This window comes from Pseudomonas sp. AC169, assembly GCF_979258515.1.
Window position 1 is genome coordinate 2,114,589 of the sequence record NZ_OZ409866.1, and the last position, 15,974, is coordinate 2,130,562.

Genomic DNA, 15,974 nt, shown 5'->3' on the forward strand with positions numbered 1-15,974 from the left:
CACGGGCCTGCGCACGTCGTGGTAATTGGGCACAATCGGCCGATACCAAAAAGAGTCCGCGCCATGCTGATCGACGAAGAATTGACCCTGAAAAAACTCGAGGTGTTCCTCGCCTTCATGCGCACCGGCAACCTCGCCCGCGCCGCCGCCGAGTTGCAGACCAGTAACGTCAGCGTGCACCGCGCGATTCACTCGCTGGAAAGCGCCCTGCGCTGCCCGCTGTTCAAACACGAAGGCCGCAACCTGACGCCGCTGGAAAGCGCCTACGTACTCGAAGAACGCGCGCAGAAGCTGATCAATGACGTCGTCGAAAGCGTGCGCCTGACCCGCGAAGCCGCCGGGTTCTCGGCTGAACGCTTCAAACTCGGTTCGCTGTATTCGCTGACAGTGAAAACCGTGCCGCAACTGATCATGGGCCTGAAAATCCGTCGCAGCGAACTCAACATCGACCTGATCCTCGGCTCGAACATCGACCTGCTCTACAAGCTGAAAAACATGGAAGTCGACGCGATTCTGGTGTCGCTGGACGACAGCATCAACGATCCGGATTGCGAGCAGATTGCGCTGTTCTCCGATGACATCTTCCTCGCCACCCCAGCGGATTCAAAGTTCGCCCAGCGCAGTGAAGTGGATCTGGCCGAGGTGCGAGATGAAACATTTATCACCCTGACCCAAGGCTTCGCGACGCATCAGGACGGTAACCGGGTGTTCAAGCAGGCGGGGTTCGAGCCGAAGGTGGCGATGCAGGTGAATGACATTTTCACGCTGTTGAGCATGGTCAGTTCGGGGGTGGGTTATGCGTTGCTGCCGGGACGGATTGCGGCGGTGTATGAGAATCGGGTGAAGCTGATTCCGTTGCAGGAGAAGTACCGGTTGCAGCAGCACATTGGGGTGGTGTTTTTGAAGGCCAAGGAGCGGGATCCGAATTTGTTGGCGTTGCTGGCGGAGTGTCGGATGTATGCGAATCGGCAGGCTGGGGTTTAGATCAAGATCAAGATCAAGAGCTACCCCCTCACCCCAGCCCTCTCCCCCAAGGGGTAGAGGGGGAAAGGGAGCAGATCTTCATGGGTTTCAAGACCTGAGTTCGACTCAGAAATTTCAGGTCGATGTATAACGCCAAAACAACTCGGTCAGTCCCCTCTCCCTCCGGGAGAGGGCTAGGGTGAGGGCACCCTTTAGCGATTAACCCACCAACCCGCGCATCGCCAAAAACAACAGCGAAGGCCCAAGCAAACACCCAAGCGCGGTATAAAACGCAGCCGTCAGACAGCCATAAGGCACCAGCTTCGGATCCGTCGCCGCCAACCCGCCGGCCACACCACTGGACGTGCCCATCAGCCCGCCAAAAATCACCGCACTGCGCGGGTTGTTCAGGCCGATCATCGGCGCCACGAACGGCGTCATCACCATCACCAGAATCGCCTTGATCAGCCCCGCCGCGATCGACAGCGCCATCACCTCGGAACTCGCGCCAATCGCCGCGCCGGTCACCGGGCCGACGATGTAAGTCACCGCGCCCGCGCCAATGGTGGTCAGGCTCACTGCATCGGTATAACCGAACGCCATCGCCACACCGACCCCGGCGACAAACGACGTGCCGACACCCACAAACAACGCCAGCACACCGACGAACCCGGCACGCTTGAGCTCATCGACACTCACGCCAAACGCCGTGGCGACAATCGCAAAATCGCGCAGCATCGCGCCGCCGAGCAGACCGATGCCGGACAGCAACGGAATATCCACCACACCCTTTTGCCCACCGGTCAGCGCGCCGCCGACATACGACAGCACCAGCCCGAGCAGAATGGCGATGGCCGAGCCGTGCAAGCGGCCCTTGGTGAAGGTGTTGGACATCCAGTAGGACACCCACATGGTCAGGCCGACAATCAGGAAACCGCTGATCAAACCGTAGCCGGTGATCACTTTCATCATCGATTCGTACATGGCGATTACCCCGCAGTCTTGGCTGGAGCGATCGGGGTCTGCTCCTTGTTGCCCATGCGTGTCAGCACTGGCACCAGGGCAAAAGCGATGACCACGGCCAACGTCCCGGCGAGGATCGCCATCGGCCCGCCCTTCAGTGCGCCGTAGACGTTTTGCTGGGCCGCCATGGCCACCACGATAGGAATGTAGACCGCGCTCCAGAACTCGACACCCTGCTCGGTCTTGCCTTTGAGCCAGCCGCTTTTGTTGAGGTAACTGCCCAGACCGATCAACAGCAGCATCGCAATGCCGACACCGCCGACGTTGGCCGGCACGCCGATCAGCTTGCCGAGCAGCTCACCGACCCAAATACCCACCAGCGTACAAAAGGCGAGAAACGCCACACCGTAAATAATCATTGTTGTAGTCCTCAAAGTGCATCGTCGAATGTTGTTTTTGTTGTTCGAAGCTTGAGTCGGCGGTTTTAGTGTTGGCGGCCACCCTCCTCACGCAACAGCGCCTGCAAAGTGTCGAGACGCGCACTGTCGAAGGCAGTGACTGTGCCCTGCTCGAACACCCGGCGCGCCAGCCCGGTCAGCACCGCACCGGGCGGCAGTTCGATCTGTAAACGTACGCCGCGCTCGTAGGCGCTTTGTACAGTGCCGCGCCAATCCACTACGCGACACATGTTGAAGGCGAGGTCGTCGCGCAGCGCTTCTACTTTGGTCACAGGGCGTGCGCGACTGCCGCTCAGGTAGGCGATTTTCGGAGTTTTCAGTTCAACTTTGGCGAAGGCTTCGACGAGGGTTTGCGCCGGTTTCTCCAGCAATGGACAGTGCGACGGCACACTCACTGCCAGGCGCTTCGCCTGACCGGCGCCACGACTGCGCGCCAGTTCAGCCACGGCTTGCATAGCCTCGTCACTGCCGGCAATCACCACTTGGTTATCCGCATTGATGTTGGCCAGATACACCGGCGAACCCTCGCCGTGCACCTGCGCCAGCAGCGTTTCGACGGTGGATAACTGCAGGCCGATAATCGCGGTCATGCCGTAGCCCTGTGGATAAGCTTGCTGCATCAGTTCACCGCGCAGGCTGACCAGATGCAGCGCATCGCTGAACCTCACAGCGCCCGCAACTACAGCTGCCGGGTAAGCGCCGATGGACAGGCCGGCGACGTAATCCGCCGTGAGTCCGTCTTGCAACAGTTGCCGCGAAGCAGCGACTCCGGCGATCAGCAGGCATAGCTGAACCGCCCTTGTCGTGCGCAACGCATCGCTGGAATCCAGCAGCAAAACATCTTCGCCAAGCACATCGCTGGCCTCAACCAAGGTCTCCCGAGGCAAGCTCTGAAGCATGCCCGCTTGCTGTGCGCCCTGGCCGGGAAACACCAGCAGACTGCTCACGCTGCCTGCTCCTGCGGGTTCCATGGATCAATCACCAGGCAAGCCTGATGAGCATTTTTCAGCAGCACTCGCGCCGAACCGCTGGCCCACTCACGCAACGCCACAGCGCCGAACGGCGTCTGCAATTGCATGTCCACCCGACACACAGCTTGATCGAAAACCTCTACGAATTTACGGGCCTGATTACGCGTGATCATCTTCGGTGTCCGCAGAATCAAATCGAGGTCACTGGCCGCGTGCATCGCTTCAAAACCACTGGCCAGTTCAAACCCGACACTGCCGCTGACACCCCAGACCCAACCGCAATCGTCGAGCATCGGCCGCAGTTGTTTGAGCGCCTGCATGACCGGCAGATCGCGTTCGCAATCGACGTGACACAGCGCTTCCGGGCTGACCCGACAGGCAATCGAATCAACCGCCAAAAACGCCGCCAGCCGCTGCTCACGCAACACGCCGCGCACGCCGACCGCGACGTAACCTTCAGCGTTCAACGCCCGCCGCACGACCACCGGTTGCCCGGCGGCCAGCGACTCGACGGCCCACAACGGCGCATCCGCCGGCAACTGCGCCGGGGTCATGCCCCAGAGCAGATCGTGGGCCAGAGGCGTGTTCACCACTGCGCCCTCAGCAGTTCGCGAACCTTGCTGGAGGCCGCACGATTTTTCGCGCCGAGGCGATTGCTCAAGTCAGTGCTGGAAACATCGCTAATGGCCTGTTTCAAGCATTCGTTCACCCGCGCCAGATCCTCCGCCGTCGGCTGTTCAATCTGCTCAACCGACAGGGTTTCCCAAAGCAATCCGAGGCTCGCGTAACTGTCGATGTCATACGCCATCGGCGGCACACTGGCGGCCAGGGCTTCCAGTTCTTCAACACTGCGCAAGGTCACCCGCGCCGCCGAAGCTTTACCCATCGCATGCACCATCACGCCCGGATCACGCAGCGCAATCAATCGATTGGCCTGATAACCATGAGCCAGAAACGCCCCGGACATCGCCTTGCCCACCAGCAACGCAATCACCGCATGCCCGGCCAGACGCGCACGGGCATAACTGTCCGCCGCACCGGCCAAGGCCTGATGAATGCCGAGCGCTTCCTCGCGGCGACCATATGCCTGGCTCGGCACATCGACGATGGCGATGATCGGGCGCTTCTGCGCTTTATCACGATCAGCAGTGATCGCATCATCCACAGCCTTGGCCAACCCCCAGCCTTCGAGCAAGCCGACTTCGCCATTACGAGCGCGTGGAAAACGATTGTCCGGATCAGCGACCACAGCGATAAAACGCCCCAGCTCACCATCAGCAACGCGCAAGGATGGCGGCAGCCCTTCGACACTTTTAGCGCCCGCGCTTAAGGCGTTGAACCAGTGCAAACCGCGCAGTGAATAGCCGCTCATGAGCGCTCTCCTTGATACAGATCGCGAACCACCGACGGTTCGATTTGCGGGTCAGTGTTCAGACTGCCAAGGCGTTGCAAAAACCACTCGGCGCGTTGGCTGCGTGGCTGCGCCGGCAAACCTTGTTGGAGCAGTTCACCGACCTGCTGCCGAATCTTCGCCACGTCATCAGCGACATAACGATCCACCAGACCACTGGCGAACCGCTGCTCACCGCCAGTCAAACTCCAGATGAAGGGCCGGTCGCGCGAGTCGTATTCTTCGATCCCCGCTTCCTGCTCAATCACTTGCGGGCCGTTCAAACCGAGGCGCGCTTCCTGAGTCACCAGCAAATAGCTGCACAACGCCGCCGCAATCGACATACCACCGAAGCAACCGACGCTGCCCGCAACCACGCCGACCACCGGTTGGTACTGCTGCAAATCGACAATCGCCGCATGAATATCAGCAATCGCCGCCAGCCCGAGATTGGCCTCCTGCAAGCGCACGCCGCCGGTTTCCAGCAGCAACACCGCGCGGGTCGGAATACCTTTGCGGTTGTCTTCAGCCGCCAGTTCCAGCGCGCCGGCAATCTTCGCCCCGCCAACTTCGCCAAGGCTGCCGCCCTGAAATGCACCTTCAATCGCGGCGATCACCACCGGCAAACCGTCGAGGCTGCCCTTGGCGATCACCACACCGTCGTCGGCCTGCGGCACCACACCCTGACGTTCAAGCCATGGCGACATCACCCGTTGAAACGGGTCGAGCAGTTCGCGAAAACTGCCGGCATCGAGCAAGGCTTGCGCCCGTTGCCGCGCGCCGAGTTCGACGAAGCTGTGTTTGTTGAGCAACGCGGCGCTGTCAGTCATGGCCGATCTCCTCGAAACCTTGTTCCAGACGCAACCGCACCACCCCCGGCGTCGCGCCGAAATCGTGGATATCGATGGCCATGGCCGGCGGCGTGGTGCCGTCGAACATCCGCGCAAACAGATGCTGCCAACGCAGTTGCGCGCCGTTGACCGAAGTCTGCACATTGATCGTCAGCTTGCCGGCCAGGCCCGGTTCGATCAGCACTTCCAGATCACCCGAGCCGACACAACCGACCAGCGCGCGACCGCGTGGCGGCTGCCCGGCGGGGAATTCAAACGATAGGGTTTCCATCAAAACGCTCCCTGAAGGATGCCGTCGCGCTCGATACGGTCGAGCAGCAGCGTGGCGGCGAGCAAGTCGGCGGCGCCACCGGGCGATGCATTCAATGCGATGAGTTGTTGATCCAGTTCGTGCAGGCGACGGCGACCGCTGATGCTGGCACTGCCACCGGCGTCTAGCACGGCTTGCGCGCCGGACTGCATGGCGTGCAGGCCTTGTTCGCCGGCGCGATAGAGCACGCAGGTATCGGCGAGGTCGGTCATGATCGCGAGCAAGGCGTCGAGCCGGGCATTCTGTTCGCCGCTGGCGTTGGCGCGGCTGCGTTTGAGTTGTGGCAGGCCGCGTTGCAGCACCGAAGGGAAGCCGAGTTGCGCTTCTTCACGAGCGCCGCGTGCGCCGTAACGCAGGGCGACTTGGGCGCCGTGGCTCAAGGGTTTGGGGGCGTGGCGATCGTCCAGCAAGGCCAGGCGTGCGGCGCGTAGGGTCACGGCATTGACGCTGGAGGATTGCGGTTCCAGTGCAGCGGCCGTCACCAACAATCCCAACGCCCAAATTGCACCACGATGCGTGTTCACGCCGTTGGTGGTCGTGAGCATGGCTTGCTCGCCTTCACGGCCGATGCGGCCAATCGCTTCGCGCAACGTTGAATCGACTTCGCCGATTGCAACCGCCGCTTCAGCCATTTCCTTGAACGCCGGCCATAACGAAAGCGCCGAGGCGTGCATCAGGCCCAGGTGCAGATCGGTGTGCGCGCCATTGCCGCGACGGTCGACCAGCGCCGGTTTCGGTGACAGATCCGCTTCGTCGATCAAAGCGTCCACTGCCAGATCGGCCAATCGATCAGCCAGAGAAAGCGGTTTCGCTTGCAGGTTAAATGCGTGCATTACCAGCTCCTGAATTTGGCGGGCGGGTTGTACAGGCCGCCGGACCACTCGACCAGATCGGCCACGCTCTTCGCTGCGAGCAATTCGCGGGTGGCGTCGGTGCGGCGGATACCGAGGTCTTCGGGCAAGGCGATCAGGCCTTCGCGGCGCATGCGTTCGGTGTCTTTCGGGTTGTGGCGCAGGCCGATGGCGGTGACGCCGGCGACCGCAGCGATCATCGCCTGGCGCTCTTCCAGCGAGCGTGCCTTGTACAGGTAGGCGATGCCTTCTTCGGTGAGCAGGTGGGTGACGTCGTCGCCGTAGATCATGATCGGCGCCAGCGGCATGCCGCTTTTCTTCGCTACCTCCACAGCGTCGAGGGTTTCGACGAAGGTCGGTTTGCCACCCTCTTGGAACGTCTCGACCATTTGCACCACAAGTTTCTTGCCGCGTTCGAGCATCGGTTGCTGCGAGTCGTCGTGGCGCATGTCCAGCCACGCCGGGGTGCCGTGACGGCGACCGCGCGGGTCGTGGCCCATGTTCGGCGCACCACCGAAGCCGGCGAGGCGGCCACGGGTGACGGTCGAGGAATGGCCATCGCCATCGACCTGCAGCGTCGCGCCGATAAACAGATCCACCGCGTATTGTCCGGCGAGTTGGCAGAACATCCGGTTGGAACGTAGCGAGCCGTCACGGCCGGTGAAGAACACGTCCGGGCGCGCGGCGATGTAGTTTTCCATGCCCAGTTCGGTGCCGAAGCAATGCACGCTTTCGACCCAACCGCTTTCTATCGCCGGGATCAGCGTCGGATGCGGATTCAGCGTCCAGTTGCGGCAGATCTTGCCCTTGAGGCCGAGGGATTCGCCGTAGGTGGGCAGGATCAATTCGATGGCGGCAGTATTGAATCCGATGCCGTGGTTGAGCGACTGCACGTTGTGTTTTTCGTAGATGCCACGGATCGCCATCATCGCCATCAACACGTGCACAGGCTTGATGTGGCGTGGGTCGCGGGTGAACAGCGGTTCGATGTAGAACGGCTTGTCGGCGACCACGACGAAATCGACCCATGACGCGGGGATGTCCACACGCGGGAGTTCGCTGACGTCGTCGACCAATTGGTTGACCTGGACGATGACAATGCCGTCGCTGAACGCGGCGGGTTCGATCAGTGCCGGGGTGTCTTCGGTGCTGGGGCCGGTGTAGATGTTGCCGGCGCGGTCGGCCATGAAACCGGCGGAGAGCACGACGTTGGGGATCAGGTCCACCACCAGTCGCGCATAGAGTTCGATGTAGGTGTGGATCGCGCCGACTTCCAGCAGGCCGTCTTCAAGCAATTGGCTGATGCGCAGGCTCTGGGTGCCGGCGAAGGAGAAATCCAGTTTGCGGGCGATGCCGCGTTCAAACAGGTCGAGGTGCTCGGAGCGGCCGACGCTGGGCATGATCATGTGCAGGTCGTGAAGCTTTTCCGGGTCGGCTTTTGCCAGCGAGCGCGAAAGGAAATCCGCCTGCTTCTGGTTGTTGCCCTCGAGTACCACACGGTCGCCGGGATGAATCAGCGCTTCGAGCGCGGCGACGATCTTGTCGGTGGGCAACACCACACCGTCGGCCAGCCCGCGCACCTTGTCGAGGCGGCGCTGCTTCTCATCGCGCCGCCGCGTCCAGCGCGAGTCGGGGGAAATTGTTGTTGTCATGCTCACTCCACGGGGTTCGCTGTCGTGGAGCTAAGGTAGGCGTGTGGGGTGGGGGCATCAATCAAGCGCGGTGGTGAATCGTTACGCTCAGAGTAATGGTCAAAAGCCCCTCACCCTAGCCCTCTCCCGGAGGGAGAGGGGACTGACCGAGGTGTCTGGCGCCATACATCGACCTGCCCCACCGAGTCGATTATGGATTCACAGCAGGATTTTCAGGTCGGCGTAACTTGTGAGCATCCCACGGTCGGCCCCCTCTCCCTCCGGGAGAGGGCTGGGGTGAGGGTCAGCTTTTAAGTCACTCCGTCGGCACCAATCTGTCCAACAAACGATTGACGGCCATCTCCGCCACCATCACCACCTGCGCAATACCTTGCACAGTCTTGCGGTGCGTACCCTCCACCATTGCCGCATGGTTGTTGAGCATGACCGTGGCCGAGCCAAGGGTTTCGCTGGCGTCAGCCAGCAGGGATTCCGTGTCGGCATTGGGGTTGGCCATGTACAGCGTGTTCGGGGTGTAGGGCGTGGCCATGAGGTCGGCGTTGGTCGGGCCGAGGTAATGGTCGAGGGCGCGTTCGGCGGCTTCGTGGAATTTCTTTGAGTCGGGGGATTCGTAGGGGGATGCCGGGTCTGCGAGCGGGGGGTTAGGCGTTGGTTTAATCATCTTCAGGTTCCGAAATAAAGCTGGAACCGCTTCTCTGCTAAAAGAAGGGGTGGCAGCTGAACGCAGGTTAGCAGACCGGGGAACCTAAGGAAGCCGGCGCGCCGAAGCGCCCTGCGCACAGCCGCCATCGAATGCAGGCGCGGAGCCTGACGATGATGCATGTGCACCCTTAGATTAACCACGGGCTGCTAAACCCGATCACTGGGAATCAGTGACCCGATCCACGTTACGCAGCCAGCCAAAGGCGCACAAGCCGGCGGATTCTGGTACATGCGTAGGCAGCGGCGCAAGGATTTGTAGGCTAGGGAGCCGTAACACCGGGTGTCTTTAAACAGCGGGCTGAATGGTGTTTATTGCACTGCAGAAATTGAGGATTTGCCTGTAAGAGTTTGCTGATGCAACTGGCCTCATCGCTGGCAAGCCAGCTCCCACAGGGTTTTGTGTGGTTCACAGAATTCGAATACAACTCGGACACTGTGGGAGCTGGCTTGCCAGCGATGGGGCCAGTCAGAGCAACATGAATTCTGGATCAATGGACCAGCCCAGCGTCCACCAACAAACTCTCCAACCCCAACAAATCCGGCACCTTCGCCACTTGCTCCCCGACCTGCACCGCCGCCTGCTCCAGCGCACACAACGGCACATCGACATAGCTCAACTGACTGTCGAGCTTGTACGACCGCGGAATCCCCTGCACCAGAAGCGCAATGAACTTCAGTTCCGGCAACCCGCCGAGGGCATTGAGGATGACAATCCGCGCCCGCTCGCCGATGACGATTTTCTGCCCGCACGCCGACTCGAAACTCAGCAACGGAATCTGCCGCTCACGCCACTTCACGCGCCCCAGATACCACGGCGGCGTGTCCAGATCGAAGGCGCTGGCCTGATAGTCGATCAACTCGGCGACAGCGACGTTAGGCAGGATCAGATTGCGATCCGCCAACGGCAGCAGCAGCCCGGTGAGTTGGCTGCTGCGCTGATTATGCCGGCGCTCATGCATGTTTCTTGCTCCATTGGGCAATGCTTTCAAGCAGCACCGACTCTTGATACGGCTTGCCGAGGTAGTCGTTGACGCCAATCGCCATCGCGCGGTCGCGGTGTTTCTGGCCGGTGCGTGAGGTGATCATGATGATCGGCAGGTGTTGCAAACGCTCGTCATTGCGCACCTGGGTGGCGACTTCGAAGCCGTCCATGCGCGGCATTTCGATGTCGAGCAGCATCAGGTCGGGCATGTGTTCTTCGAGCAGCAGCATGGCGTCGACACCGTCCTTGGCCGTGAGCACGTTCATGCCATGGCGTTCGAGCAAACGGCTGGTGACCTTGCGCACGGTGACCGAGTCGTCGACCACCATCACCAGCAGCGGTTTGTGCGGTTCGCTGTCGATCTCCGGCAGCGTCGGCGTCTGCGCAACGCGTGCCTGCATCGCGCGGATCGGCGCGAGCAAATCGAGAATCAGCACCACCCGGCCATCGCCAAGAATGGTCGCCCCGGACACGCCCTGCACCGCCGCAAATTGTGCGCCAAGGCTCTTGACCACGATCTCGCGAGTGCCGGCCATGGTATCGACCTGCACGGCGATGCGTCGGTCGTTGTAGTGCACCAGCAGCACCGGCAACGGCAGGTTCTGCCCCAGCAGTTTTGGCCGTGGCGTGGTTTTCAGCAGTTCGCCGAGATAGCACAGTTCGTGGGTCTGGCCGCCGTACTGGTAGCGCGGCGGATCCTGGCGGAAGTGCCCTTCCAGATCATTCGGCAATACGCGAACGATGCCTTCGATGGTGTTCAGCGGAATCGCGTATTGATCCTCGCCACACTGCACCATCAGCGCACGGTTGACCGACACGGTGAACGGCAGACGAATACGGAAATGCACGCCCTGCCCCGGCACCGAATCGATACTCATGCTGCCGCCGAGCTGCCGCACCTCTTCGTGCACCACATCCATGCCAACGCCACGCCCGGAAATCTGGGTGATCTTTTCCGCCGTGGAAAACCCCGGCTGAAGGATGAACTGCAACACGTCGCGGTCGCTGATTTCGGCTTCCGGCGCGAGCATGCCGCGTTTGATCGCCTTCTTGCGCACCGCCTCCAGCGGCACCCCGGCACCGTCGTCGCGAATGTCGAAAACGATGTCGCCGCCCTCGCGGGACAGGTCGAGGCTGATCTGCCCTTGCGCCGGTTTACCCGCTGCCAGCCGCACCTCGGCGGACTCCAGACCATGGTCGACGGCGTTGCGCAGCATGTGTTCCAGCGGCGCGGCCATGCGTTCCAGCACGTTGCGATCCATCTCGCCTTCAGCGTTGCCGACGACGAAGGCGACGTCTTTATTCAGCTCTTCGGCGACCTGGCGGACGATACGTTTCAGGCGCGGCAACATCCGTTCGAACGGCACCATGCGCGTACGCATCAGGCCTTCCTGCAATTCGGTGTTGATGCGGCCCTGTTGCTGCAACAGGTTCTCGGCGTCGTGGTTGCGGCGGTCGAGGGTTTCCTTGAGGTCGAGCAAGTCGGAGGCCGATTCGAACAGCGCCCGCGACAGCTGCTGCAACTGCGAATGGCGGTCCATTTCCAGCGGGTCGAACTCTTCGTAGCCGAGGCGCTCGGCATCGACTTGCTGACGGCTGAGAATTCGCCCTTGGGTTTCGGTGTCGAGGCGGCGCAACTGATCGCGCATGCGCTCGATGGTGGTTTCCATCTCGTTCAGCGCGATCTGCGCATCGTTGACTTGCTGTTCGATACGGCCACGGAAGATCGAGGTTTCCCCGGCCAGATTGACCAGCTCGTCGAGCAGTTCGGCGGAGACCTTGACCATGTCCGCGCCCGCTTCGGCAGTCGGCGGCGCCGCGTCAGTCTTGACCGGAACAGGTGGCACTGGCGGCGTTTCTACCGTCACCGGATGGCTGAAATTCTGAATCGCATTGATCAGCCGATCGGCCGGTGGACACGGCTGGCCCGCGCGCACGCCATCAAGCATTTGCGCCAAACGATCATGCCCACGCTGTACCAGCGCAAACAGTTCCGCCGACGGCTGCAAAGCGCCGCTGGAAAGACTTTCGTAAAGGTATTCCAGCTCATGGGCGAGGTCGCCGATCGGGCCGATCTCGACCATCCGCGCGCCGCCCTTGAGGGTGTGCAGATCGCGCAGCAGGGTTTCCACTTCCTGACGATTGCCCGGCTCGGCCTGCCAGCGCAACAGCGCGGCGCCGGAGTTCTCGATGATGTCGAAACCTTCTTCGAGGAAGATTTCCAGCAACTCCGGATCATGGCCAGCGCTGTCGTGTTCGGTTGTTGCTGGCGGCATTTCGGCAACGACTGGGCCTTGGCGAAACTGACGGATCGCGTCGATCAGATCCTGTGCCGGGGTCAGCGGCTGATGATTTTGCAGCTGATCAAGCAACAGCGCCAAACGGTCATGACTCTTGAGCAGTAAGCGCCCCAGGCTTTCGCTGTAGTGGTAGCGACGATCGGCCAGACCTTCGTAAAGGCTTTCCAGCTCCTGTGCCAGATCGCCAATCGCCTCGACTTCAGCCATCCGCGCGCCGCCCTTGAGCGTATGCAAATCGCGCTGCAACGAAGACAGCGGCGCGACGTTATCCGGGTCGCTCAGCCAACGCTGCAAGGCTTGACCTGAGCTGTCGAGAACGTCAACCGCCTCTTCTAGGAAGATCTCGACAATCTCATCATCGGGTTCAAGCGCCGTTGCCTTTTGCTGCAACTCAGCGGTGGCGCTGCCCAGTTCACGGATGCTCAGGGTGCGGCTGCCATCACTGCGAATCAGGCCCATCGACGACGGATCGAGGCTCTCATCAAGCAGATCATGCAGGGCCCGAATACGTTCTGGCTGCGGCGTGACTTCCTGGCCGGCAGCCAGTTCGTCGAGCATGTTGATCAGCGCTTCGTGAGCGTTTTGCGCTTCCTGGAAAAACCGCTTACTGACCGCCAGGCTGCTTTCTTCCACCGCGCCATACAGGTCGAGCAAGGCTTCACACAGCACATCGACCGGCAGCAGATCGGCCATGTGCGCGCCTTCGCCAAGCGTCGTCAGTTCATCCAGCAACGCACTGAGTTCCTGACGCTCGCCGGGATGTTGCTGCCAGCGCTGCAAGAGGTTTTCCGCGTCGAGGAGGATGTCCATGCCCTGGGCGAGGAAGTTGTTGATCAGTTGGGGGTCGCGCTTGATCCGCAGGCCGGTATTGGGCGCATCGAGGATCGACGCCAGGCGCTCGGCGAGCAGGGTTTCCGAACGTTTGATCAGCGACTGCGCACCGACAATCGGCGCCAGCGGATCATGCTTGAGTTGACGCAGGCCGACGCGGAACAGTCCCTCGGCTTCCAGTAGCAACTCCACTTCGTCGAGGTCCAGCGGCAACTGGTGCGCCTTGAACTCGCGGGCCAGTTGATCGAGCGGTGCCGCGAGTTCGGCAATCGGCAACACGCCAGCCATCGACGCACTGCCCTTGAGCGTGTGCAGGGCGCGCTGCAATTCATCGCTGGCCTGCAACGGCACATGCTCGGCGGCCTGATCAAGGAAGCGATTGAGGCTGGCGAGGTGGGTCTCGGCCTCTTTGCGGAAGATTTCCAGCAACAGCGGATCGAGCGCCGCGACATCGTCGACGTCTTCGGCGGCCAGCGGCTCGTCCCCCTTGGCCAAGGCGTGGGCACGGGCAGCGAGTTGATCGACATCGCTGCGCTGACGTTGGCTGTTCGTGGCGAATTCATTAATCAGCTCGGGCAACAACAGCACCGTGTCGGTGAGCAGTTGTGGCACCACCGAGCCGGGCTCGACACTTTGTTCGAGCACACGGTTGAGCAGGTTTTCCACCGACCAGGCCAACTCGCCAAGGATCAGCGCGCGGACCATACGCCCGCTGCCCTTGAGGGTGTGGAAGGCACGGCGCAGTTCAGTTAGCGCATCGCGATCCTGCGGATAGGCCGACCAGCGCGGCAGGTATTCGTGGAGGACTTCGAGGACTTCGTCGGTCTCTTCGAGGAACACTTCGCGCAGTTCATCGTCGACCGGTTCTTCATCGGCCGGCGGCGGCATCAGGCTGCCGGGCGTCATCAATGCAGGTGGATTGACCGCTGACACCGGGCTGGCCAATACGTCGGCCAGCGACTGCACGATCTCGGGATCGTCGAGCGTCTGCATGTCCTGCATCACCAGCGCTTCGCTCGGGCTGAGCACATCGTCGAGCACAGGCACATGCTGTGCGCCGGGCTGCTCATCGGGAAAGAAACCCAGACTGGCGAGGGATTTCTGCGCGACATCAAGCAATTGTTCGCCCGGTGCCTGCGGATCGTCGCTCAAGCGTTCGAGGTAATATTCAAGGCTGCTGATGACATCGGCCAGTCGATCCAGTTGCTCCCAGCCTGGCTCGTGGGGATCGAGCAACAGATGTTCGCGGATAAACCCGTTGCAAGCCTCGACCAGACTCGCCGCGCGACTGAGCGGAATCATCGCCAGGGCACCGCGCACCTGAGTCAGCAGCGCTGGCAACGGTTGCAGGTGGTGGCGATCCCAATCGGCGTCGATGTAGTCGACGATCATGTCCTTGGCCTGTTGCAGGCAGATGCGTGCTTCCTTGATCACGATCTGATGAATCTGCGTCAGGTCGGTGGTCGGCAGGCGCGCGTCTTCCGGGCTTTCCGGCTCGACGGTGCCGACCATGCCGGCCAGCGTCGCTTCGACGTAGAGCAGCGCGCCGGCAACGTCCATGAGGATTGCGTCATTCGGCTCGCGCTGGCCCTGGGCGAGGCTGAGCACCACGGCCAATTGATCGATGATGACTTTGCGCGGCTGGCCGAAACCGAGCACGGCGAGGGTGTCGGCGATCTGCCGCAGCGGTGCGAGCAGGCTCTCCAGATCCGAGGTGTGCTGACGGTCGCTGCGTACGAACAGGTCGAGGCGTTCCTTGACCCGCACCAGTTCTTCACACAGTGCCGCGAGCACCGAGCGCATCGCATCGCGATCGGGGCCGGCCAGGCGCGCGCGTTCTTCATCGACCATCGCGCTGTCGGGCAACGCGTCGTCCAGCGAGTAGCGATCTTTCATGGTCAGCATCTGCCCGGTGGGATGTTCGGCTTTGGCAATATAGAACAACAGGCTTTTCAGCAGCTCCGCCGGGGGCGCTTGGTTGAGGCCAGTCATGCCTTGCTCGAGCAAGCGCTTGAGCTCTTTGTCGGCGTCCTTGAACAGGCTGCGTAGCGCCGGGCTGTTGGCGATGACGCCTTCGCGCATGCCTTCGACCAGCGCCGAGGCGACCTGCCACAAAGGGCTCAGTGGCGCATGACCGCTCAATGCTTCGAGGCGGGTGAAGACTTTCGCCAGATACTCGAGGTGCGTCTGGTCATCCTGTTCGCGCAGCAAACCGACCAAAGCCATTTGCAACATCTGGCGTAATTTGCGCAGCACGTTCGGCAGTTCGGCCGGCTCCAGCAGCGCGAGTTCGTCGGCCCGCAGCGGCGGCAGCTCGGGCAGTTGCGGGCTGAACAGGCTGGTTTCCGAGAGCAGGCTTTCGCCGCGGGCGCTGCGCAGATCGTTGATCAGCGGCAACACCACCAGCGGCAGATCACGCCGGGCGCTCTGCACGCGGTCGAGATAAATCGGTAATTGCCCAAGGGCTTGCAACAACAGGTGCAGCGCTTCGTCGCGGTGGCTGACGCGCTCGTGTTGCAGGGCTTCGACCAGATGCTCCATTTCTTCGGCGAGCAACGCGGCGCCGTAGAACTCGACCATCTGCAGGCTGCCGTGGACCTGATGGATGTAATCCAGACACTCGTCCAGCCCCGGAAAGGCCTGCGGATCATCAAGCACGGCTTCAATCGCCTGATGCGCCAATTTCAGCGTTTCGGCAATTTCGCCTTTGACCCATTCGAGGGCCACGTAGTCGTGGCGATCACCCATAA

At 61.6% G+C, this 15,974-nt stretch carries 13 protein-coding genes; 1 reads left to right on the forward strand and 12 read right to left on the reverse strand.

Annotated elements, in window-relative coordinates; genetic code table 11:
- Nucleotides 1–63: 63 nt before the first annotated feature.
- Entirely contained in the window at nucleotides 64–984 is a 921-nt protein-coding gene (locus ACZZ0G_RS09620; protein WP_034153639.1) for a LysR family transcriptional regulator, read from the forward strand.
- A 198-nt stretch (nucleotides 985–1,182) separates the two neighbouring features.
- On the opposite strand, the gene madM is transcribed toward ACZZ0G_RS09620, so the two are convergent.
- The 12 genes from madM to ACZZ0G_RS09680 form a co-directional block, all read right to left on the reverse strand.
- Nucleotides 1,183–1,947, reverse strand: coding sequence for a malonate transporter subunit MadM (madM, locus tag ACZZ0G_RS09625; RefSeq protein ID WP_016984761.1), 765 nt, complete (start codon nucleotides 1,945–1,947; stop codon nucleotides 1,183–1,185).
- Nucleotides 1,948–1,952: 5 nt separating this feature from the next.
- The gene (gene madL, locus ACZZ0G_RS09630; protein WP_129395884.1) at nucleotides 1,953–2,345 is read right to left on the reverse strand and encodes a malonate transporter subunit MadL; all 393 of its coding nucleotides are present in this window, start codon (nucleotides 2,343–2,345) and stop codon (nucleotides 1,953–1,955) included.
- A 65-nt stretch (nucleotides 2,346–2,410) separates the two neighbouring features.
- Entirely contained in the window at nucleotides 2,411–3,331 is a 921-nt protein-coding gene (gene mdcH / locus ACZZ0G_RS09635) for a malonate decarboxylase subunit epsilon (protein ID WP_463556000.1), read from the reverse strand.
- A complete protein-coding gene (locus ACZZ0G_RS09640; protein ID WP_463556001.1) occupies nucleotides 3,328–3,948 on the reverse strand; it encodes a malonate decarboxylase holo-ACP synthase in 621 nt (206 codons plus the stop codon). The genes mdcH and ACZZ0G_RS09640 overlap by 4 nt, the downstream gene beginning before the upstream one ends.
- Nucleotides 3,942–4,727, reverse strand: coding sequence for a biotin-independent malonate decarboxylase subunit gamma (gene mdcE, locus ACZZ0G_RS09645; protein ID WP_463556002.1), 786 nt, complete (start codon nucleotides 4,725–4,727; stop codon nucleotides 3,942–3,944). The genes ACZZ0G_RS09640 and mdcE overlap by 7 nt, the downstream gene beginning before the upstream one ends.
- Nucleotides 4,724–5,575: a biotin-independent malonate decarboxylase subunit beta gene (locus tag ACZZ0G_RS09650; protein ID WP_463556003.1), complete on the reverse strand. Its 852-nt coding sequence runs from the start codon at nucleotides 5,573–5,575 to the stop codon at nucleotides 4,724–4,726. Before ACZZ0G_RS09650 ends, mdcE begins: the two co-directional genes overlap by 4 nt.
- Nucleotides 5,568–5,867: a malonate decarboxylase subunit delta gene (locus ACZZ0G_RS09655; protein WP_007913697.1), complete on the reverse strand. Its 300-nt coding sequence runs from the start codon at nucleotides 5,865–5,867 to the stop codon at nucleotides 5,568–5,570. Before ACZZ0G_RS09655 ends, ACZZ0G_RS09650 begins: the two co-directional genes overlap by 8 nt.
- Entirely contained in the window at nucleotides 5,867–6,739 is an 873-nt protein-coding gene (locus ACZZ0G_RS09660; protein WP_463556004.1) for a triphosphoribosyl-dephospho-CoA synthase, read from the reverse strand. Before ACZZ0G_RS09660 ends, ACZZ0G_RS09655 begins: the two co-directional genes overlap by 1 nt.
- Nucleotides 6,739–8,409, reverse strand: a complete 1,671-nt coding sequence (mdcA, locus tag ACZZ0G_RS09665) for a malonate decarboxylase subunit alpha (protein WP_007913685.1) — start codon at nucleotides 8,407–8,409, stop codon at nucleotides 6,739–6,741. Before mdcA ends, ACZZ0G_RS09660 begins: the two co-directional genes overlap by 1 nt.
- A 295-nt stretch (nucleotides 8,410–8,704) precedes the next feature.
- Entirely contained in the window at nucleotides 8,705–9,070 is a 366-nt protein-coding gene (locus ACZZ0G_RS09670) for a DUF6124 family protein (RefSeq protein WP_077574893.1), read from the reverse strand.
- 529 nt (nucleotides 9,071–9,599) lie between these two features.
- Nucleotides 9,600–10,070, reverse strand: coding sequence for a chemotaxis protein CheW (locus ACZZ0G_RS09675; RefSeq protein WP_397483413.1), 471 nt, complete (start codon nucleotides 10,068–10,070; stop codon nucleotides 9,600–9,602).
- Nucleotides 10,063–15,972, reverse strand: a complete 5,910-nt coding sequence (locus ACZZ0G_RS09680) for a hybrid sensor histidine kinase/response regulator (RefSeq protein WP_463556005.1) — start codon at nucleotides 15,970–15,972, stop codon at nucleotides 10,063–10,065. Before ACZZ0G_RS09680 ends, ACZZ0G_RS09675 begins: the two co-directional genes overlap by 8 nt.
- Between the last annotated feature and the right edge of the window lie 2 nt (nucleotides 15,973–15,974).